The following is a 21,610-nucleotide window of genomic DNA, read 5'->3' on the forward strand; positions in this document are numbered from 1 at the left end:
CTACCATACAGAGAAAAGGAGTGGAAACGATGGAATTTATTTTTTATCTTGTACTGATTCTTCTGTTCACCAAGCTGGCAGGAGATGTATCATTACGGCTGGGACAGCCGGCGGTGTTGGGGAAGTTAATTGTAGGTATTATTTTGGGGCCCGCGGTACTCGGATGGGTTCATGATAGTGAGTTTATTCATTATATCTCGGAGATTGGTGTATTGATGTTGATGTTCATTGCGGGCCTGGAAACAGACCTGGATCAGCTCCGCAAAAATTGGAAGTCGGCCTTCGCAGTAGCTGTAGGGGGAATTATTTTACCCTTTGTGGGCGGCTATTTTATAGGGGATTGGTTCGGTTTCTCCTATTACAATTCCTTATTCATGGGTGTTATTCTCAGTGCTACATCTGTTAGTATTTCAGTGCAGGTGTTGAAGGATATGAACAAGCTGAATTCACGAGAAGGCTCTACTATTTTGGGGGCTGCTGTGGTGGATGATATATTGGTAGTCGTTCTGTTGGCGGTACTTATGAGCTTTTCCGGAACAGAAGCGGATATGTCACTGGGGCTTCTCATTGGTAAAAAGGTGCTCTTTTTTATAGTTGCCATACTTGCTGGCGGGTTCCTGGTGCCTTGGGTTATGAAATGGCTCGCTCCGTTAAGAGTTACAGAAGCGACCATTACAGCTGCTCTGGTGGTTTGCTTCGGCTACGCCTATTTCGCTGAGTTGATGGGCATGGCTGGGATTATCGGTGCTTTTGCCGCCGGGATCGCTATTTCCCAGACACCGTTCAAGCATACCGTAGAAGAGAAGCTAGAACCGATCGCTTATTCGATCTTTGTACCGGTCTTTTTTGTAAGTATTGGGTTAAGTGTTTCCTTTACAGGTGTCGGAGGGCAATTGGGATTTGTTATCGCAGTGACTCTGGTGGCAATATTGAGCAAATTGTTGGGTGGAGGATTAGGCGCCCGGTTTACCGGGTTTAACAACCGTTCTTCCCTAATTATTGGTTCAGGAATGATATCGCGGGGGGAAGTCGCTTTAATTATAGCTGCTGCAGGTCTGGAAAGCGGCCTACTGCTGCAACAATACTTCACCTCTGTGATTATTGTGGTGATTGTAACCACGCTTGTAACCCCACCTTTGCTAAAATATATGTTCCGTGAGCCCAAGTAGTATCTACCGAAAATCCGTCCCTTTGGGGCGGATTTTTTATTTCTAAATCCTCAGAAGGGGATAAAACCCAGTCTTAGGTCTGAGTACTAAACCCGTCGCCGGGCGGTTTTGAAATCTGCCAAAAACGTCTAAACTAGATCAAGAAGCTTGTGAAATATACATAAACTAACAGTCATACAGTTATACAGAAATTTAAAGGGTGGAAGGGGAAAAGAGAAATGACATGGTTAACAAAATGGTCGTTCAATAACAAGGGTGCGTTGGGGCTCTTGGTTATTATGGCGCTTGTAGTGGGAATTTTAAGTTACACTACATTGCCAATGGAGTTTATGCCGGAGGCGGATAATCCTCAGGTTACAGTCACGGTACTTGGGCCTGGACAGGATGCACATTCGATGGAGGCTAACGTTACGAAGCCTATAGAAGCGGTGGCCTCTTTGATTAAAGGAAAGAAGGAGCTGCTGTCTACTTCTGGGGATGGTTATGCGAAGGTAGATATTTATTTTGATTCTAAAATCAATATGAAGGATGCCGCTCAGGAGGTTCAGCAGGCAGTAGACTCACTACAATTTCCTCAAGGTGTTATGGATCCGTTTGTCCTTCAGTTGAACACCTCCATGATTCCCGTATCTGAGCTTACTCTTTCATTCGATGAAGGGTTGACGAAAGAAAATCTTAAGCTGGCGGAAGAAACGATAATCCCGGAGTTCCAAAAAATTGAAGGAGTATCCAATGTCGCCTTATACGGCAAAGTATCTCCTCAGGTGAAGGTTAAGCTGGATCCGCAGTTAATGGCTGCGAAGGGTGTGGCTACCCAGCAGGTCCTTGGTCTGCTTCAGGGTCGTAACGTATCGGCCTCCATCGGGGAACAGACCATCGGCGGCCAAACAGGTAATATCAATCTGGTCTCCAGCATCGATAGTCTGGATACCTTGAAAAAACTGCCTGTCTCGCAAGGAGTAACCCTGCAAGATATTGCTTCAGTTAAAATGAATGAAGACCAAGAAAGTATCAGCCGTTCGAACGGCAAAGACGTTTTGTTCGCCATAATTACCAAAGAAGCCAATGCAAATGCAGTGGATGTCGGCAATGGGGTCAAGGAAACCGTCAAAACCATTAATACAACGGTAAAGAATGCAGAGACAGCCGTAATATTCAGCACCTCAGATATGGTGGTGACATCGGTTAACAGTATGATGCGCGAGGTTCTGTTGGGTGCTCTATTCGCAACAATTGTTATCCTGATATTCCTTCGTAATGTAAAAGCCACGCTTATAACGGCGGTATCCATCCCGTTGTCATTAGCCGTAACGTTATATTTACTTAGCATATCCGGTATAACCTTGAACATTATTACCCTCGGAGGCGTTGCGGTTGCAGTGGGTCGTCTGGTTGACGACAGCATCGTGGTTATAGAGAATATTTATCGTAGAATGCAGAAAGAGACTTTCTCGCGCGATATGATTATCAGTGCGACCAAAGAAGTAGCAAGAGCAATAACTACCTCAACGATTGCAACAGTTGCTGTATTCTTGCCTATGGGACTGCTGCGCGGAGGATTACAAGCCTTCCTGCTGCCATTCGCCTTAACGGTAACCTACTCCTTGTTGACTTCATTAGTGGTAGCGTTAACCGTTGTGCCTTTGTTAAGTTCATGGATGCTACGCAGCACAACTATGAAAGAACATGCACCCTCTAAGCGCTTCACAAAATTCTTGGAATGGAATCTGTATCATAAGTGGGTAACCTTGTCACTGGGACTGATCCTTCTTGTGGGCTCCATTGCTGCCTACATCTCGATGCCAAAAGCTGCACTGGATGCATCGGATGCCAGCAATGTATCGATTCAATTGAAATATCCAAATGATGTTCCAGTTACAGAAGTAATGGAGAAGGGTAAGCAGTTGGAACAGGATTTGATGAAGCAGCCGCAAGCAGAAACGGTCATAATGCAATCCGGTAACAGTGCGGATTCAGCGAAATGGGGCAATGTATCGGCACTGACTCAAGTAGATTTTATCGTTATGATGAAAGAAGGCGAAGATGCTCAGGCATTCATTGACTATGTCCGCGAGGCTGGATCTTCTTATACTGGAGCCACGCTAACGGCTAATGCAGGTAGCCTAATGGGCTCAACTTCAACAAGTGAGTATATTGATATCGTGGGCAATGATCTAACTGCAATTACAAAGGTTGCTGAAGAAGTGGCCGCCAAAGTAAAAACCGTAGATGGCATTCAAAAAATAAGCAGCAACATGGAAGATACGAAGCCCGTGTTCTCCTTCAAGGTTGATCCGGCACAGGTCAACGCACAAGAGATTTCCATGCAGCTAGGGGCGATGCTGAACCCGATTCCGCTTGGACAGATAGATCTGGACGGTTCTCCAGCCGGAGTAGTATTGGAACCTGTTGTCCAACCGAAAACTCAGCAGGACTTAAAGAATATGATCATTATGACCGCAGGCGGACCGCAACCATTGTCTAAGTTGGCAACACTTGAGGTACGGAATGAACCTGCAATGCTCTTTCACAAAGACGGAAAGCCCTATGTACGCATCACTGCTGAAGTAGATCCGAAGAAAGTATCCAAGATTGGTGCAGATATTAAAAAAGAAGCGGATAGTGTTAAACTTCCAGAGGGAGTTACTCTATTTGCAGGTGGAGCTTCTGTGGATCAGTCCGGTGATTTCAGCGACCTAGGAATGACAGCTCTTATCTCCATTGGTCTAGTTTACTTGATTATGGTGTTGACCTTTAAGACTCTTCGCGCTCCACTTGCCATTATGTTCTCCTTGCCGCTTGCTGCTATCGGAGCGATCCTTGGGCTTATCGTGTCTGGTGTGACCCCGGATTTCACAGCGATGTTCGGAGCGCTCATGCTTATTGGGATTGTAGTCACGAATGCTATTGTGCTCATTGATCGAATTAAGCAGAACGAGGAGCATATGAGTATCCGCGAAGCCATACTTGAAGCAGCTGGAACTCGGATGCGTCCAATTCTGATGACGGCCATTGCAACCATTTGTGCCATGCTCCCGTTACTCTTCGGAGATCCAGAGCAGGGCAGTATTGTCTCGCAAAGTTTGGCGATCGTAGTGATCGGCGGTTTAACCGTCGCGACGGCACTGACGTTAATTGTAGTCCCTGCCATCTATGAATTGTTTTACTTCCGTAAATCGGCTAAAGAGCGCAGAGAGGTCAAAAAGATCTCTGCCCAAGCTCCAACCCAAGTTCTATAAGGGATAATGAAAAAAAGGCGAATTCCTTCCATTCGGAATGAGAATTCGCCAGTGCTTGAAATGAAAGGTGATGGGAAGGACAGAAAGCCGTTACGCCCTAATCGAGGGATTTCCTCCCTCTAATTCTGCACCCGGCACCCGTTTGGGCAATTAGCGGGCATTTTCCCTGCTAATTTGCCGAAGGCCTGGTTCGTAAGGGTAGCGTCAAGAAGTTTGGGTATGAGGTAGAAGTATCTCCTCGGGTATCCCCGACAAATGCGACAAATCGTTTACCTACATTACATGGATTTCAACATATAGTTGCACAACGTACATTTATTGTTCTCCCTTATCACACTTTAGGGTGTTTAATTGCACTTTATACACTTATTGTTGGGTATTCCGGGGTTTAATCGGCATAATCGGGTTTATAGTTGTACAAAGTACATCTATCCACACATCCGAGCGCCAAAAGCTAGAAATAGGTGTATAAAATACATCTATTTCACTGACTACCTCCGAGTTTTCGGTAGGGTCAAGTTTGTGTAAGAGAGTAGAAATTTCTCGTAGCCTATTATCTTTAGGCACTACGATATCGTAATGGCCAATAAAACAGAACACCCTTCCTCGAAAAAATCGAGGAAGGGTGTCTTTAATTGATTATTCGCTCCACAATTTCACACGATCTTGCACATATTGGGTATATCCTTTTTCCATTTTTTCTACGCCCGCTTTTTCCAGATCGGCCATATAAGCATCCCAGATCTTATCGAAATCAGCCGGTTTAGCCAGAATTGCCTCAGGAATACGTTTCCAGGTAATATCCTTCATTTTGTTACCCAGAATGGAGACTTCATCTTCACCAGGAATGGAGATATTCCATGCAGCGCCATAAGCTTTTTCTTTAAATTCTTCTTCTTTCGGGAAGAGATCCTTCCAGATTGTAGCGTTGTATGCTGCAAGTGTTTCTTTTTCAGCATCGCTGTAACCCACTACAAGCTGTTCAGGGAAGTTCTTAGTATAGTAATTGCCTGTTGCATCTTTAGCGCCATCACCATAATGCACCATCATATTCCAGTAGAAGCCAACACCTGATTCTTTCGTAAAGGCAGTATTATCGGTATTGATACGTTCTTGCACATCTTCCGGGACAACACGTTTGCCATCAACAACGTTGTAATGTTTACCTTCAACGCCCCAGTTACTCAGAATTTGACCTTCATCCGAAGCGAGGAAATCAAGGAATTTGATCGTACGAACCGGATCTGGATTGGTACTGGAGATCGCGATTCCGTAACCGCCCATGAAGCCGGTTGGCCAGAAGCTTGCTTCCTTAATATCTTTGGACATGGTAACAGGGTAGTGACCATAAGTTTGATCAAATTTACCTGCAGTTTTCAGAACCTGTTGACCGTCATTATAATCCCAATCCTGATCAATAAGTCCGAGTACTCGGCCTGTAGCTACTTTTGCTTTGTATTGATCATATTTTTGCACAAAGCTTTCTTTATCGAGCAAACCGATATCGTTCATATGATTCAACCAACGGAAGTATTCTTTCTCCTCAGGACGACGGAAGTGGTACGTAGCTTCATGAGTTTCTTGATTAATGAAATATTCTCCATCATCAGATCCGCCTGTTGTTGCAACTGCCGGGTTCGTTACAGAGATATACATGTGCCAGTCATCTGCGTTCAAGGAAACGCCGATATTTTTATTTCCGTTTTCATCGGTAGGATGTTTTTCCAAATAGGCTTTGATTACCTTCTCATAGTCTTGCACAGTGCGGATTTCTGGGTAACCAGCTTCTTTAACCACACGGTGTTGTAATTCGAAGCCTCCGCCTGCAACGAACTTTTGCTCATCTACAGCTGCCCAAGTAGGGATAGCGTAGATGGACGGATCTTCATTGGTATATTTGGCACGTGCCAGATTTTCACCAAGCACTTTTTTAATGTTGGGAGCATGCTTATCAATTAAATCTGTAAGATCAATTACTGCACCGGCATCCACCAGTTTACCAATATCGCCCTTTGCAGAGATCATATCGGGATACTCGCCGCTCGCTGCAATCAAGGCAACCTTTTGTGCCGGATCGCCGACAGCAAATTCAGCATTGAGTGTTATGCCGGTCTTCTCAGTAATGACTTTACTGACATCATCCTTCATATTATTCCAGTTCGGATTAGGGTCCTCAGCGAAGAAGGAAAGCGTAAGGGGAGACAAGTCTTCTGCCTCAGTGGTTGCTTCCGGTGCATTCGTGGCCGTATTCTTGCTGTCGTTGGCCTTGCCTTCATTATTCTTCGCATTGTTGGAGCCGCCGCCACAACCTGCCAGCAAGCTTAGAACCAGAGTCAACACAAGAAGAACGACGTACGATTTGGACTTCTTTCTCATCATTATTATAAACCCTCCCTTTATTTAACAAGCATATATTGTACAAACAGGAAACCCTGCAGATACCGGATACTGAATTAGCTCTTTACTGCTCCAAGTGTCATGCCTTTGATGAAGTAACGTTGCAGGAATGGATACACCACCAGGATAGGAACGGTTACGACGATCGTAATGGCCATTTTTACGGACTCTGGAGAAATTTGCGCCATCACTTGGGTCATATTCCGCCCACGGAAGTTGTCTGCATTAGTGGTTGTACTTTGGATGACCTTCATCAATTCGAATTGCAAGGTGGTTAGATAATCCTTAGAGCCGTTGAACAAGTAGGTGTCAAACCATGCGTTCCATTGTCCAACCGCCAAGAAAAGGGCAATCGTAGCCAAAGCCGGCTTCGTAAGAGGCAGGATCACCCGCCAATAAATTGTGAAGTCATTCGCACCGTCCAGTTTGGCTGATTCCTGTAGAGCGTAAGGAAGGCCATCAATGAAGGAACGGATAATAAATACATTGAAGGCACTAACTAGACTGGGGAGAACATATACCCCGAAGGTTCCGATCATATCCAGGTTTTTGATCAAGATATAGAAGGGAATCAGGCCTCCTGAGACGTACATCGTAAGTGCAAGGAAGGTGGATACAAATTTTCTGGCCTGAAAGTCAACCCGGCTTAAGGTAAATGCGAGCATGGAAGCACTTAGCAGTCCGAGTAGCGTACCAATGATCGTACGTAGAACAGAGATTTTAAGTCCTGTCATCAAGCCGGAATAGGCGAAGATAGTTTCGTAGTTTTTAAGGGTAAAGACACGGGGGAAGATAGTAATTCCGCCCTTTACACTGTCCGTGGAATCATTAAATGAGATCGCAAGCACATTCAGAAAGGGATACAGAGTCGCAATAGTCACTACGGTAATGGCGAAATAGACAACAATATCAAAAACGTGGTCCGACCAAGGTGTGTCGGAAAACTTTTTAGTAAACATAGAGACACTCCTTATATGATACTTTCTTTAGTTATTTTCTTGAAAATACCATTGGCAACGAACAGTAGAATAACACTGACCACAGAATTGAAGATATTGATGGCAGTACCATAGGAGAACCGTCCCATACCTAATCCATAATTAAGTGCATATAGATCCAAAGTTTGAGAATAGTCACGCACCAGGTTATTGCCTAACAAGAATTGTTTCTCGAAGCCTATACTAATCAAATGCCCTATAGATATTATTAATAGAATGACTATCGTGGTTCGTATGCCCGGCAGTGTAATATTACGCACCTGCTGCAAGCGACTTGCACCGTCTACTTTAGCGGCCTCATACAGCTCAGGCCCAATTCCTGATATAGCAGCTAAGTAAATGATGGTATTCCATCCGGTTTCCTTCCAGACATCTGAGGCCGTTACAATTCCCCAGAATAAATGCCCCTTTGCCATGAATTGTATAGGCTCGCTAATGAGATGAAGACCCATTAACAAATCATTGACGGCACCATTATCCGTAGACAACATCTTAGTGATAATACCGGCTGCAACCACCCATGATACAAAGTGAGGCAGGTAAGATACAGTCTGCACAAAACGTTTCAGGAACTGCAGTCTGACCTCATTCAGAAGAATAGCGAATACAATAGGGACAACAAATCCGGCTAGCAGACCCATTAAGCTCATGCCTAACGTATTGCGAAGGGCATTGTAAAATTGATCATCATGGAAAAGTTCTTTGAAGTATTTCAAGCCTACCCACTTTTGGTCCAAAAACGATTTACCCGGCTGGAATTTCTGGAAAGCCATGGTCCAACCCCACAAAGGCAAATAACTAAAAACAAAGGCCCAGGCTACGAATGGAAGTGCCATCATATAGAGGTACTTCTGCTGCGTGAAGATCGTCCAAAATTGGGCTTTCTTTACTTTAGGTTCAAGCTGAACCTTATTAGTAATCGCTTTCATTACTTCTCGCCTCCTATATAAAACAATCATAAAATAAAAAGGTTGGTGATAACACCCGAGGATTTTCTATAAAAAACAGGGTAAAATACGCCATTTACGTAAGCGCTTTCAGAAACAAACTAAAAAAATGCACCATTTTAAAGGTGCACTTTTTCAAAAGCCTATTTATTTTTTCGATACACCGAGGGAGATATTCCTTCGTACTTTTTAAACTTCTCGCGGAAATAATCTACGTCACAAAAACCTACTTCCTTAGCAGCTTGGTGGATCTTAACCCCCATATCAAGCTTTTCCTTCGCTTTGTTCATCCGCACTTTATCCAAATAGGTATTGAAGGAATCCCCTGTAATGTTTTTGAACAGCTTTCCTAAATAAGCGCTGTTGTAATTGAACACGTCCGCCAAGACCTCGAGCTTTAGATTCTCAAAATAGTTTCTGTGTATCAAGTCGGTCATTTTCTGAATCAGCTGTTCCATGTCATCATGGATAAGATCTCTTGCATAATAATGTAGGATCTGAGTTACATATCTCTGTAATACGGGAAGGGAAGTATGCTCATAGAATCGCTGCATCTGCTCCCCCAGAATGGACTGGTTCATCTCGATCTTCGGATATTGATTAGACAACTTTGTTAATACATAAGCAACGATCCTTGAAAAACGTGTACGGATCGCCATTTCAGAGAATTCAGCGGAGACCATAATTTGCCCTGTTTCGTGAATAAGCGAATCCATCAAATCCAGATTTCCAATATCTATGGCCAGATAAATTCGATCTGAGATTGAATCTAAGGCGTTCTCCACTTCACTGTGTAATGTTTTAGGGACCATACCTTTTAGGTTTTTGGATTCCGAGCTGATGATTTGTGACTCATCATAGAAGAAATGATCCTTGATTCTCATCAGGGCGGTAGTATAGGAAGTAGAGAGTTTATTGAAACTATCTACCCGATCACCTACAGCTATAATGAATTGGAGTCCATGCACTTGAACAGCTTCCGCTACATTTTGATACAGTGTTTTCCGGGATAACTCCATCTGATACGTTGGTTTGATTAATACTCCTATATATGAATCTATTGAAAAGATAAACCCGCTGTTTGTTTCTTCTAATTGTTTGCCGAGTCGTTCTTTAATGCCTGCAGTGTGTCCATTATCTATGAGCTCAGGAGGGGTTAGCCGAATCAATACAACTTCATAAGACTTCCAGTGCAGACCGGCTTCTATAACCTCCTGCTCCAAGTCAGACTGATCCTGCTGATTCATGTCCAATAGTACGGAATGGATTAACCGCTCCTTGCTCCATTCCAGAACTTCGGCATTTTTTTGACGGGAGCTTATTCTTTCCTCCAGATCTTCAAACAGCTTAACCAGATACCCCTGCAGTTCATCCTCGTCAACAGGCTTTAATAAATAGCCGTCCGTACCCAAGGTCAGCGCTCGTTTGGCATAACTGAAGTCGGCATATCCGCTTAAAATAATAATGTGAATGTCCGAACCCTCAGCACGCAGCTCTTCAATCAATTCCAGACCGTTTTTACCGGGCATCCGGATATCAATGATCATTAAGTCAGGAGAGTATTGTTCATATTTCTGCTTGGCTTCAATAGCATTCGCTGCTGTATCGACAACCTGAAAACCATATAAGCTCCAATCAATCAAGGTCGCAAGTCCCTGACGGATAGCCAACTCATCATCAACAATAAGTACACTATACAAATGACTCACTCCTTAAGGGAATCACAAAGCTTATTTGCGTTCCAAATCCGATTTTACTTACGATGGTAAGTCCAGAGTCCGGACCATAAGTTAACTGAAGCCTAGAATGGATATTTTTGAGTCCGATATGCTGATTCCCTTCATCATTCCTATTCTCAAGCATCCTGTATAACTCAACAATACTGTCTTCAGACATACCCTCTCCATTATCAGTGACCTGTATCTTCACCTGATCTTCCTCGACTTGAACATCTACCCGAATAATCCCCCCGGGAATCCGGTTCTCCAGACCATGAATGACGGAGTTTTCGACAAGAGGCTGAATAATTAAAGGAGGGATCATCACAAAATTAGCTTTTGGATCTATATTAAGCTCATAAGTTAGTCGGTCATCATAACGGAACTTTTGAATGAATAGGTAGCAGCGCACCGTCTCCAATTCACTTTGCAGCTCGATCTTCCCATTGCCAACTTCTAGGTTCTTGCGCATCAACTTCCCTAGTAAACGTACAACCTGGGCAATCTCGGACTGCCCTCTTAAGTGGGCCCTCATACGTATAGACTCTAGAGCATTGAACAGAAAATGCGGATTGATCTGGCTCGCCATCATCTTGAACTTAATTTCATTCTGTCTTAGCTCAAGCTCACTTTTCTGGTGATTGGATTCCTGAACTTCTGTCATTAAATCACTAATGTTCCGAACCATATGGTTAAACTGCCTGGCGAGCTGGCCGATCTCATCCCTACCGTCAATTCGAAGAGTCGCATCCAGGTTCCCAGAGGCTACCTTGGTGATGTGCTTGCTTAACCGAAGCATTCGTCCAGTCAGCAGCCGCGAGAAATGGTAGATCAGCAGGACAGCCATAATAAGAGCCGAAATAATGACGGATACGGCAACCCTGATGATTGTATTGGCATCCTTAACGATACTATCCACGGAAAAAACGGAGATGATTCTCAGGTTATTTAAGCTTGAACCGGGGTTCCAGTCATCAATCAGCATTTTAGATTTCTTGCCGTCTACCGTCACATCATAGGTACCCTGTTTATTTGAAGTTGAAGCCTGCTCGAAATGGATGTCACGTAGTGTTTTACCCAGACGATCGTTACGATTGGAGGCAATGATGTTGTTATTTTCATCCACAATCATAGTCTCGAACAGTTCCTGATTTAGAATCGAATTCAGCATCTCTGTATTAACGTTAATAACAAGAACACCGGTTGTTCTTTCATTAAGAAAATCAATTTTACGAATCAGACTCAAATAATACTGTTGATTTCGGCTATCCTTGATATAATTCCAGGAAATTAATCCGTTATGGGCGAGCGCTGTTTTGAACCAGTTTTCTTCTTTTAATGCCTGATCGGGCTGAAGAAACTCCCAATTATCTAGCATCGTTGGATTGTCTATATACAAGCGGACACTAGATACTTCTTTGTATAATCGAACATATTCCCGAAAGTCCGGGTACCTCCAGTAGGCCTGAACCACATCATAGACAGACTCATAGGGTTGGTTCGCAGCTTCTTCTAGTCTTTTATCATTGGATATACGATAGGAGATATCATAGGGGACATTGAGCATTTCTCCCGTTCTTTTCTTTACCCGGTCTACGTTTGCCGAGATTTGTTCCAGTGCATTATTAAGCACGACCTGCCGCAGCTCACTTGTCAAAAATACCCCGACGATTAATACCGGAACAAACACCACGCAACCAAAAGATAAAAAAAGCTTGGTGCTGAGCTTAAGATCATTAATCATTTCTATTATCTTGGTATACACGGTATGACCACCCTTAACGAATGGGATAGGGGAATTCATAATTGATAGCGCTTTCATGTATTATATCTTAAAAAGAGCACTTATTAAATGATGACAATTATGCACTTATTGTCTTCATTTATGTTATTTCGATAAATATATAAAAAAAAGAGCTGACGCTCAGGTCTGAAACAGACTCTGGTGTCAACTCTTAATGCTATTAGTGTAGTATCGAATACATCCATTCTCCGATATCTTTCCCCGCCATATAAATCAGAAGTGTAAAGGAGGTAGCAGCTGCAATCATAATTATTAGTCCTATTAATGGCTTATCGTTTACTAATAAACTTAGATTGCTGAAGTATCTCCTTATATAATTATTCATGTAAACACTCCTTGTATTACAATTTATCGGTCTTGATCACAATATCTGCTTCAACTAGCCATTTACCTTCTTTTGTCTTTTTTAGGATAATGACCTCCACAGAGCGGTTATCCGGAAAATCAGGACCTTTTATTTTTTTTGCGGTTTGAATTGTATAGACTACGGCTTCATTCTCACTGTAGTTTATAATTTTGGAAGATTCCATCGTAATTAACAAATCATAAGTACTGAAAGTGTTGTTAAAAGCTTTTTTGGTTTGCTCAAATAGAGGTGAAGTACTATCCAAGGTTGATAACATACCATTCAAGTTTTCCTCATTTAAACTTTTAATTTGAGTTTGGAGAACAGCCAATATGGCATCTTCCTCAGCTTTCGGAACGGTGACCGTAGCTTTTAACATCTCATCAGGAACAATATATTGTATGTCGTTAACTTTCAAGTTACTGATTTTCCAATCTTTTGATCCTTCCTGTTTGGTAAGTGTATACACACAATCTGTCTTTGAATCCAGACTGAAGGGACCGCTAATTTTATGAGTGGATTCAATCGTATGAATCGCTGCTTCATTCGGTTTCAAATCAACGATATCTAGTTGATCAATGGAATATGCCAGATCATACAACTCCATTTGACTTTTTAACACAGGCCCACCCTGTGCCATTGGAGAGTTAGGATCAATGAGACTCATTAATTCGTCGAGGCTCTCTTTATTGTAGTAGTCTACATATTTTTCGAAGAATGCGGCAATTTCCTTAGGATCACCAGCTGGTTGCTTGGATTCGATCACAACAGTGCTGTTTTTGGCATCCCATTTCACGCTGCTGCCTGTTGCTTCGCCCACAAAGCGCAGGGGAACATAAGTTACATTGTTAATCACCTTTGGAGCGGAAGTCAGCAACTTAACGTTACCGTTTACAGTGGCTTGCTTACTTCCAACCTTAAGTTTGACAACAAGCCCTTCTTTTGTACCTGTAATGGAGCCTGTTTTTACATCCCACTCGATTTTCAATCCCAGATTTTCAAAAATGGTCCGCAAGGGCAGAAGAATCGTTCCGTGATCATTAACAGGTGCTGAACTGCTGTTCAACTTCTTCTGATCTAACTGTACCGAAATCGGTTTTTCAGCAGCAAATGCAGGCAGGCCGATCATGCTTGATAATAAGAGGGAGGCTAAAAGACTGGGAATTAATTTCATTGTTGAATAATCTCCTTTTTTTGTAATAATTAATGTGCTAAGTGTAGACTTAAAATGAGGGGGTTGATCAAGTAATCTTCCTAATTTTAGTACAATAAACGGAAGATTAATATATGTAGTGTTGGGTATTTACATAAGGGAAATATTATGATTCTGATTAAAAAATTGAAAGATCTATTGAGCGATGATATACTATATTTAGGAATTAATGGAATATGTAATGTGATTCATGGAAGTAACTAGAAAGTCTTAGTAAATGTTTTATTTAAGTAACTATAAGTGAAAATTTTCACAAGTTTTCTATTTGGTTTCAGGGGGCGTATTCATATTGAAATTAATCTTTAATAAGACAAATGCCTGGTGTTCACCTGACGATTTGAAAGAGGAGCAGTTAATCACCTTTCAACGGAACGTCGCTTTACATACAGGTATACATAATAACACTTCAAAAATGGTATCTTCCGCTAAAAATGATATGAAATCTCTTTATGATAGAGCTTTGATTTCGTCTGTTCGCAGAGAAATGGTCAAAATAAGCGAGTTTATCACCATTTCATTTGTGGTTTTTTTAACAGATGAAGAAGGTAATATTATTGATCTGGTATGCTCTTCCCCAGACCTTCAGGATGATGTGGATCGGGTCGGATTAGGTGTAGGGATATGTTTATCCAAAGCTTGTTCCGGTATGAATGCTGTATCTCTTGCCATGGAAATGAACAGTATTGGAGTAGTGAGAGGGAAAGAGCATTTAGACTCCAACTTTGATGATTGGAACTGTGTGTGTGCCCCTTTACAGTTGGAAGGTACTATTCGTGGATATGTAGATATATCTTTTAACAGAGGGCAGCAAATCGAATTTGCCATTCCTTTTATCAAGCAGATTGCAGAGAATGTTACTCAGAAATGGATGGATAACAACTCAGAGGTGCAGCAATCAAGATTGGAAGCTGTTTTCCACGATTATAAGCTGACTGCGAGAGAGAAAGATGTTGCTCATTTGTGGTTACAGGAAAAAAGCGCATTGCACATCTCTAATACGCTTGGCATCAGCGAAGGGACTGTACGAAATATAGTGAAGAATATCTATACCAAGATGAATGTGAATGAGAGGCGGCAGTTTTCTAGGAAACTTGCACAATGCTCTATTATGACAGCGTGCAGTAGTTGATATTATTACATAAATTACTAATAAGGAATACTAAAGAAACAAATTCGCAACAATATATACCCTAAATATTAAAGACGACTCCTGTTTAAAAAAGAGTCGTCTTTTTGTTATATTATTTAACGTACTTCATTAGAAATGCTCTTTACATTTGAGGCGAATCAAAATTTGAAACTATAGGTGATATTAGTATTGTTTTTTACCACCATTTAACAGGTCCTGGTGCTATGTCTGGAGAGGTAGGGAAAACTGGGGTTACTGGTAGGATAAAGGAAAACCAACCTCCACCATCAATTGATAATAATTCTTCGTTATTTAATCCTTCAAACATATTTCGATCTAAGGGAATCTCGTGTGACATTTTTATTTCCTCCTTATTATATTTTTTGAGTTTTATTTCTCTAAACAACGTCTTGTTGAGAGATTTATTTATATATCAATTGAATTTATTATCATTAGCTAGCATAATGCTGATAAATTCAATTAATAACCAATGAAATGAGGGGAATAACGTTAAAGGATTACACCTTTAACAGCTAAATTTACTTTCTCCAGAAAAGTGAAGTAATCAAATTTTAGGTTGTTCATCTCTCGATTCAATTGAATCAGCTGCAGTTGGTTTTTATCAATCTCAGAGAGAGTAATTAACCCTTTCCCATATAAAGTTTTACTGTCCTCTAAGGATTGTATTAGCTGAATGTAATCTTCTTCCAGGTGTAAGTATTTAGTATAGAATTCCTTAGCCTCAGATTTATAACCAGCCCACTTTTCCTCAAGCTGCTGTTGTACGATATTTTTGTGACCAATTTGGCTGGACCAAATTACAGAGTAATAGGATTTAAGCTCAGAATTTGATGCTGTAACAGCATCATAATTGGATTTAGCCAATGCTATTTTTGCATCTTCTTCTTTTAAATCAAAATTATTATCCATATCAACGATTGTGCTCAAAGCTTCTGTTTTTGGATACTCGGTTTTCGCTTCAGCTAAAGTGATATCTTTGTATGAAGATAAGCCCAATTCCAGCTTAAACATATCCATTTGGGATTTATAGATGTTTTGATCACGTTCCAATATTGCCTTTTGTTGGCGAACTTTATTGGTAGCATCCTCAAGACTTTTCCTTGATAAAACCCCGTGCCTGAACAATATAAGAGCGTCATCAGCTTGCGTGATCCAATATTGATTTTCTTGTTTATCAAATTCAATATTGGCTTTCTGGGAGGATAGCTGGGCATATTTCTGAATTGCGTAGTAGCGAATCAGAGCTTCGGACTTTTGCAGTTCTAACCTAGCCAACACTTTATCGGTGTTTAATGATCGCAATTTATCACTAAACTCCTTAAGCTGACTAGTTTTCTGTTGCTGGTTGTAAATATTTTGGCTGTCGGTCTGGGCGCTTATCTGTTGATTTAAGGATGCATTTATCATGATTTGGATGGCAATAGATTGATTAAGGCCGGCCTTTTCTTCATCGCTTAACTGATTATAGTTCGGAATATTTTTCATGAAATACTCTGTTGAAACAGGAAGCGTACCACTAGTTATGGCAACATTCTTTTGCTCTAAATTTTTCTGTTCTGCGTTTACATAGGAATATTGAGCATCACTTGTGGCTACATTCCATTGCGAAAGCTTTATATTTGCATAGTTTGCGAGTGCCAACTGAACAGTTTCCTCTATGGTTAAGGTTTTGGTGCTTTGAGATTCCATAGAATCGGCAAACACTGTACTTATCTGTGGAGACGCCAGGATAAAACAAGAAAATGAAATGAGAATTAATTTTTTAATCATATCGCTTTGTTCATCCTTTACTCTTTCAAATTGATCTTTTCGAGAATAAAATCAATAATTTTTTTGGAATCCGTGATAACAGAGGCGGTTGCGGTCATACCTACACGAAGTTCCCCGCGTTCTCCACGACGGTTCGTCAGGGGAGTATTAGGAATAGTGGCTTCGACCACATAATAGCTTAAGCCGTTTTGCTGGACAACTGAATCGGTACTGATAGAGGTTATGGTCCCTCTAAGTGAACCGAAGCTTTGTTTGGGAAATGCCGCAAAGTTTAAATCTACTTTATTGCCTACCGATATTTTTTCAGCTTCAGAATTGGGTACGGCGATACTCATTTTATATTTGGACTCATTGGATGGAATGATTACCATTAAAGATTCTCCAGGTTGTACGATATCACCGGAATTGGTTTCTTTTAGAATGTTAACCGTTCCTGTGATAGGGGCAACAAGAATTTTCTTCTCTATTTCGAGCTTTATTTGTTTAATATTCGTTTCTGCCTCTATAGCGGAATGAATTTGTACAATACGATCCATTTTCAACTTTTCCAGAGAAGTTTTTTCGGATGTAATTCCAGCTTCTTTCTGGTCGAGCAAAATATTTTGTTTTTCGGATAGTAATTTTTGCTGCAGTTCCAGAGATTTTCTCTCTGTAGTAGAGGGATCTTTACCTTGTTCAAGTAAATCTAAACGGGTCTGTAATTCTTCTAATTGAAGATTGTAGTTGGTTATATTGCTTGCTGTGCTTAATAAAGCTTCGTGTTGAAATTGACTGGTCTGTAGAAGAACAGACTCATATTGGCTTTGTTCCTCTTCCATTTGTGATTTGGATACTAGACGATCCCCCAAGCTTACTGATCGATCGAATATCGTCTTTTTTTCCTTAGCTAGGTTAGTCAGTTGTGTATATTTAGTTTCATATGTTTTATACTGTTGTACTCGTTTGGTATCTAAGGGAGGAATTAGATCCTGGTTGGTATGGATTGATTGTGCAAGCTTCTTCTCATTTACTAACTCAGTAAGTAGTAGATTCTTTTTTCTTATTAAATCATTCTTGTCCTGCAGGGCTTTGTTTTCACTTGAATCCAAGTTCACGACAATGGTTTCTTGTGATCCAGTATTCTCTTGAATGGCTGCAAGGAGTTGATCTTTGGAGGTTTGAAAGCTTTGTTGTTGTTGGGTGAATTCTAGCAGAAATTGCTCTACCATGTCGAAATAATAGGCTTCACCCGGTTGATTTTGTGAAAATAAATTTTTCTGTTCCTCTATGCTTTGCTTATAACGTTTAAGATACTCAAGCTTCTGATTCAATTTATTCAATTCAGATTGCTGATTGGAGAGTTCAATATCCAGTTCTTTGTGATCAAAACTAATCAGGTTCTCTCCGCGCTGCACTAATAGTCCTTCGTGGATATAGACACTTTCTACTTTGCCAATCAAAGAAGATTGGATGGTGCTGACCTTTTCATTCGGCCTAACTACAGCAGAGGCTTTAGCTACTTCATCCATTTGTCCAAAGAAAGACCAGGTAAAAGCTGTTGCCAACAAAATAAATAAAATAAAGATGAATATAGAAATCACAGGACTAGTCCTTGATTCCATAATTTCTCTGCTATCCGACATTTCCGAGAGGTCACGAATCATTCCGTTCATGTTGTTATACCTCGCCTATTCCTACAGCGTACTGTAGCTGATGTTCTCGCTTATTTTCGATTCCAGGAAGCTGGTCTTTCCATAGACTGTAATACTTTCCTCTATTGCTTAGAAGCTGTTCGTGTGTTCCATGCTCAATAATTCGGCCCTGTTCCATAACATAGATCCGATCACAACGCATGATGGTACTTAACCGATGAGCAATTATAATAGTCGTCATATCCTCAAAAGCATTTATTGTTTCCGATACGGCCTTTTCGGTAGTGGAATCCAGATTACTCGTTGCTTCATCCATGATGAGAATATCAGGTTGTCTAAGAACTGCTCTTGCGATAGCTAAACGCTGCTTCTGCCCTCCGGAAATGTTGGTGGCATTCTCTTCAAGCATGGTGTTATAACGGAGTGGAAGCTGATTTATGAACTCATGGGCTTGAGCAGTCTGACATGCCTGAACGACATGCTCCAAATCCATATTATCTTCTACACCCAAACAAAGGTTCTCACGAATAGTTCCACTAAAAAAGAAGGTATCCTGAGATATGTAAGCAATTCTTTCTCTTAATCTATCAAGATGGATATCCTTAATATTATAGTCATTGATGAGAATATCGCCATTTTCATGTCGATAAAACTGCATTATCAGCTTAATGAGCGTTGTTTTACCTGAGCCGCTTTCACCTACAAAGGCAATTTTTTCTCCCTGTCTGAGAGTAAGACTGATATCTTGAAGAACAAGAGAGCGGGTTCCGTAACGGAAGCTGACACTATTAAATTCGATATCACCTTTTAAGGAAGCTGGTTGAATCTTCTTGTCTTCATCCTCATGCTTCTCCGCTTCTAAATCGAGAATTTCACCCAATCGGTCAGCTGCAACCACTGCCGTCTGCAAAGTTGGCTGTAGGTTGATTAGATTCTGTATCGGTTCCAGAAAGTATGCAAGCAACGAGTTATAAGTGATTAATTGTCCCATAGTCATGTTGCCCTTTATTACTTGGTTTGCTCCGACCCACAGGATAGCTACTCCTCCAACTAGTTGGACAAATCCTTTGAGGGAAGCCTGAACGTTGTTGAAAAGACCAAAACTGAATACTGACTTCAGGAATGAGATAAATTTTTGTTCGGTTTCAAATCCAACCTTTGTTTCAGCACCATAGGCTTTTACTGTTTCAATACCATCTATAGACTCGACGATATAAGAAGTAAGCTGGGCATTCTTCTCCATTTGTTCCCTGTTCAACCGGTCAAAAGGTTTGTGGAATCCCCACACTAAAGCTAAATATAAAGGAATCATAAGAATAGTAACCCCAAACAGAAGTGAGCTTTGAGTATACAGAATTATCCCCCCAGCTATAACCATAATAATATCAATCATAATGGTTAATGTGGCGCTGGATATTGCATCACGTACTTTAGAGGCATCCATAAGTCTTGAGATAATCTCACCTGTCTTGCGTGTACCAAAAAAGTTCATTGGCAGTTTTAATACATGGTGATAATAGCCAAGAATGAGTGATATATCGAGTTTTTGGCTTAAGGTTAACAGAATATGGCTACGAAATGCGTTTAGCAATATTTTGAAAATATAAAGGAGAATGACACCGGCTGATATAATATTGAGTGTTTTTTTTAATCCGAAGGGTAGAATCTCATCCAGCAGAAACTGAAAATAAAAAGCTGAAAGGATGCCCAAAACTGTATATAGCATAGATGTCAAAAAAATTCCCAGAAGCATTCTTTTTTGAGGAATAAGCAATCCAAAGAAACGAGCAAATAAACCCTTAGTCTGGTCACCTTTTTTAAATTGGGGGGTAGGTACCATTAGGATAAGAACACCGGTCCAGATTTTGAAAAAGTCCTCTGGTGTATATTTTATTAATCCTTTGCCTGGATCTGCTATAGTGACTTCTTTTTTTGTAATTTTATGGATCACAACATAATGCAGTAAGGTTTGGTCTATCACGACATGGGCGATGGCAGGGGTGGGAAACTTTTCGAAAAAAGCTTCATGGTTTCCTTTGACTGCTTTTGCGGTGAAACCTAATTTTTCTGCAGCCTTTAATAATCCGAATGCACTAGTTCCATGATGATCAGTTCCGGCAATTTCGCGAATTTTAGAGATAGGATATTTCAAGCCATAATGTTTGGAAATTGTAGCAAGGCAAGCTGCACCGCAGTCTTTCAGATCGTGTTGCTTGATACAGACATACTTTTTAATCAGTGTAACCTCCACCTAATATCTCATATTTTATTTTTAATTCCATTTATGGAAGACTATTTTTTTTTGATGGAAATAGAATAGATGTAAAAGAGTAATACAATAAATAATATTAAAAAAGAAAATATATCGACTTTATGGCTTTTTAAAAATACATATACTAAATTGATAAAATGAGAAAAGAATATAATAGTGATAAGAATTCCGGATATTTTTTTTTTCATTGCCCAACTTCTCCTTTACCATTTCCTTCATTGAATATGTATTAAAAAGTACACATCTTTACCTAGTGAAATATATTAATTGTGTTCCAAATTACATGAATAAATATCCCCGGTAGTAAAGATTTGGTTCTATGGTTTGCCCAACAGAGAATAATTCCAAATACAGATGTTGTGAAAAAAAGATCTTCATGTAAAATCCCAAATATTAATGAAGATGATAACATAGCGATTAAAAAATTTTTTCTCTCCAAAAAAAAATTAAATATAAAACCTCGAAAAATAAATTCTTCAAACAAAGGGAGGAGTAATGAAATGCTTAGGAAAAATATTCCTTTACTGATCCGTTCATTGTTGGTTGTTATACTCTGTATAAGAGTTGTTTGTTGATCATATGTTTGATCAAATTTTAAAATATTAATGAATAAAATAGCTGTCAATAAAAACAATAATAATGAAATTAAAATAATCAGATAAATTTTCATTTGTTTCAGCACTACTATATTTAATGATTTACGAATACTTAATCTCATTCTGCTGGAAAATGAAAACAGGATTAAATTTGTTATAAGCTGTGGAAAGATAGTGATGTATACATCACTAGTTAAATTTAGGAGAATAGTAATGAATATATTAGAAAATAAATAGAAAATAGAAAATTTAATAAAATCAATATTTCTGAAATGATAGTTAGTTTCTTTTTTAATCATGTAGTATTCTCCATTAGCCTATATAATCTCCCAATATATAGAACAGATATATTGGGAGATT

At 40.3% G+C, this 21,610-nt stretch carries 14 protein-coding genes; 3 read left to right on the top strand and 11 right to left on the bottom strand.

Annotation, left to right across the window (positions count from 1 at the left end; translation table 11 throughout):
* Positions 1 to 29 precede the first annotated feature (29 nt).
* On the top strand, positions 30 to 1,169 hold the full coding sequence (locus PWYN_RS14230) for a cation:proton antiporter (RefSeq protein ID WP_036652691.1): 1,140 nt from the start codon (positions 30 to 32) through the stop codon (positions 1,167 to 1,169).
* A gap of 218 nt (positions 1,170 to 1,387) precedes the next feature.
* Positions 1,388 to 4,408, top strand: a complete 3,021-nt coding sequence (locus PWYN_RS14235) for an efflux RND transporter permease subunit (protein ID WP_036652693.1) — start codon at positions 1,388 to 1,390, stop codon at positions 4,406 to 4,408.
* A gap of 639 nt (positions 4,409 to 5,047) precedes the next feature.
* On the opposite strand, the gene PWYN_RS14240 is transcribed toward PWYN_RS14235, so the two are convergent.
* From PWYN_RS14240 to PWYN_RS28125, 6 genes are all read right to left on the bottom strand, one after another.
* On the bottom strand, positions 5,048 to 6,784 hold the full coding sequence (locus PWYN_RS14240) for an ABC transporter substrate-binding protein (RefSeq protein ID WP_036653868.1): 1,737 nt from the start codon (positions 6,782 to 6,784) through the stop codon (positions 5,048 to 5,050).
* A 77-nt stretch (positions 6,785 to 6,861) separates the two neighbouring features.
* Positions 6,862 to 7,764, bottom strand: a complete 903-nt coding sequence (locus PWYN_RS14245) for a carbohydrate ABC transporter permease (protein WP_036652696.1) — start codon at positions 7,762 to 7,764, stop codon at positions 6,862 to 6,864.
* Between the two features lie 11 nt (positions 7,765 to 7,775).
* A complete protein-coding gene (locus PWYN_RS14250; RefSeq protein ID WP_036652698.1) occupies positions 7,776 to 8,732 on the bottom strand; it encodes an ABC transporter permease in 957 nt (318 codons plus the stop codon).
* Between the two features lie 161 nt (positions 8,733 to 8,893).
* Positions 8,894 to 10,450: a response regulator transcription factor gene (locus PWYN_RS14255; protein ID WP_036652701.1), complete on the bottom strand. Its 1,557-nt coding sequence runs from the start codon at positions 10,448 to 10,450 to the stop codon at positions 8,894 to 8,896.
* A complete protein-coding gene (locus tag PWYN_RS14260; RefSeq protein WP_036652703.1) occupies positions 10,443 to 12,233 on the bottom strand; it encodes a sensor histidine kinase in 1,791 nt (596 codons plus the stop codon). Before PWYN_RS14260 ends, PWYN_RS14255 begins: the two co-directional genes overlap by 8 nt.
* Positions 12,234 to 12,613: 380 nt before the next feature.
* Positions 12,614 to 13,792 carry a copper amine oxidase N-terminal domain-containing protein gene (locus PWYN_RS28125; RefSeq protein ID WP_052087954.1) on the bottom strand — a complete coding sequence of 393 codons (1,179 nt, stop codon included), beginning with the start codon at positions 13,790 to 13,792 and terminating at the stop codon, positions 12,614 to 12,616.
* A 328-nt stretch (positions 13,793 to 14,120) separates the two neighbouring features.
* Between PWYN_RS28125 and PWYN_RS14270 the strand changes: the two genes are divergently transcribed.
* The gene (locus PWYN_RS14270) at positions 14,121 to 14,960 is read left to right on the top strand and encodes a helix-turn-helix transcriptional regulator (protein ID WP_036652705.1); all 840 of its coding nucleotides are present in this window, start codon (positions 14,121 to 14,123) and stop codon (positions 14,958 to 14,960) included.
* Between the two features lie 196 nt (positions 14,961 to 15,156).
* On the opposite strand, the gene PWYN_RS29265 is transcribed toward PWYN_RS14270, so the two are convergent.
* The 5 genes from PWYN_RS29265 to PWYN_RS14290 form a co-directional block, all read right to left on the bottom strand.
* Complete coding sequence (locus PWYN_RS29265; protein ID WP_157261157.1) at positions 15,157 to 15,318, bottom strand: hypothetical protein; 162 nt, start codon at positions 15,316 to 15,318, stop codon at positions 15,157 to 15,159.
* A 152-nt stretch (positions 15,319 to 15,470) separates the two neighbouring features.
* A complete protein-coding gene (locus PWYN_RS14275) occupies positions 15,471 to 16,751 on the bottom strand; it encodes a hypothetical protein (protein WP_036652707.1) in 1,281 nt (426 codons plus the stop codon).
* A 17-nt stretch (positions 16,752 to 16,768) separates the two neighbouring features.
* Positions 16,769 to 18,403 (bottom strand): beta-barrel domain-containing protein, encoded by a 1,635-nt coding sequence (locus tag PWYN_RS14280; protein ID WP_036652709.1) that lies wholly within the window; start codon positions 18,401 to 18,403, stop codon positions 16,769 to 16,771.
* A gap of 4 nt (positions 18,404 to 18,407) precedes the next feature.
* Positions 18,408 to 20,633: a peptidase domain-containing ABC transporter gene (locus PWYN_RS14285; RefSeq protein WP_036652711.1), complete on the bottom strand. Its 2,226-nt coding sequence runs from the start codon at positions 20,631 to 20,633 to the stop codon at positions 18,408 to 18,410.
* Between the two features lie 271 nt (positions 20,634 to 20,904).
* Positions 20,905 to 21,549, bottom strand: a complete 645-nt coding sequence (locus PWYN_RS14290) for a CPBP family intramembrane glutamic endopeptidase (protein WP_036652712.1) — start codon at positions 21,547 to 21,549, stop codon at positions 20,905 to 20,907.
* Positions 21,550 to 21,610: the final 61 nt, after the last annotated feature.

It is taken from the genome of Paenibacillus wynnii (assembly GCF_000757885.1).
In the GTDB taxonomy this organism is placed as follows: domain Bacteria; phylum Bacillota; class Bacilli; order Paenibacillales; family Paenibacillaceae; genus Paenibacillus_AQ; species Paenibacillus_AQ wynnii.

Coding starts and splice junctions, on each gene's coding strand:
- PWYN_RS14240 (WP_036653868.1), bottom strand. CDS start 6,784: ATGAGAAAGAAGTCCAAATCGTACGTCGTTCTTCTTGTGTTGACTCTG.
- PWYN_RS14280 (WP_036652709.1), bottom strand. CDS start 18,403: ATGAACGGAATGATTCGTGACCTCTCGGAAATGTCGGATAGCAGAGAA.
- PWYN_RS14230 (WP_036652691.1), top strand. CDS start 30: ATGGAATTTATTTTTTATCTTGTACTGATTCTTCTGTTCACCAAGCTG.
- PWYN_RS14250 (WP_036652698.1), bottom strand. CDS start 8,732: ATGAAAGCGATTACTAATAAGGTTCAGCTTGAACCTAAAGTAAAGAAA.
- PWYN_RS14245 (WP_036652696.1), bottom strand. CDS start 7,764: ATGTTTACTAAAAAGTTTTCCGACACACCTTGGTCGGACCACGTTTTT.
- PWYN_RS14290 (WP_036652712.1), bottom strand. CDS start 21,549: ATGATTAAAAAAGAAACTAACTATCATTTCAGAAATATTGATTTTATT.
- PWYN_RS14235 (WP_036652693.1), top strand. CDS start 1,388: ATGACATGGTTAACAAAATGGTCGTTCAATAACAAGGGTGCGTTGGGG.
- PWYN_RS29265 (WP_157261157.1), bottom strand. CDS start 15,318: ATGTCACACGAGATTCCCTTAGATCGAAATATGTTTGAAGGATTAAAT.
- PWYN_RS28125 (WP_052087954.1), bottom strand. CDS start 13,792: ATGAAATTAATTCCCAGTCTTTTAGCCTCCCTCTTATTATCAAGCATG.
- PWYN_RS14275 (WP_036652707.1), bottom strand. CDS start 16,751: ATGATTAAAAAATTAATTCTCATTTCATTTTCTTGTTTTATCCTGGCG.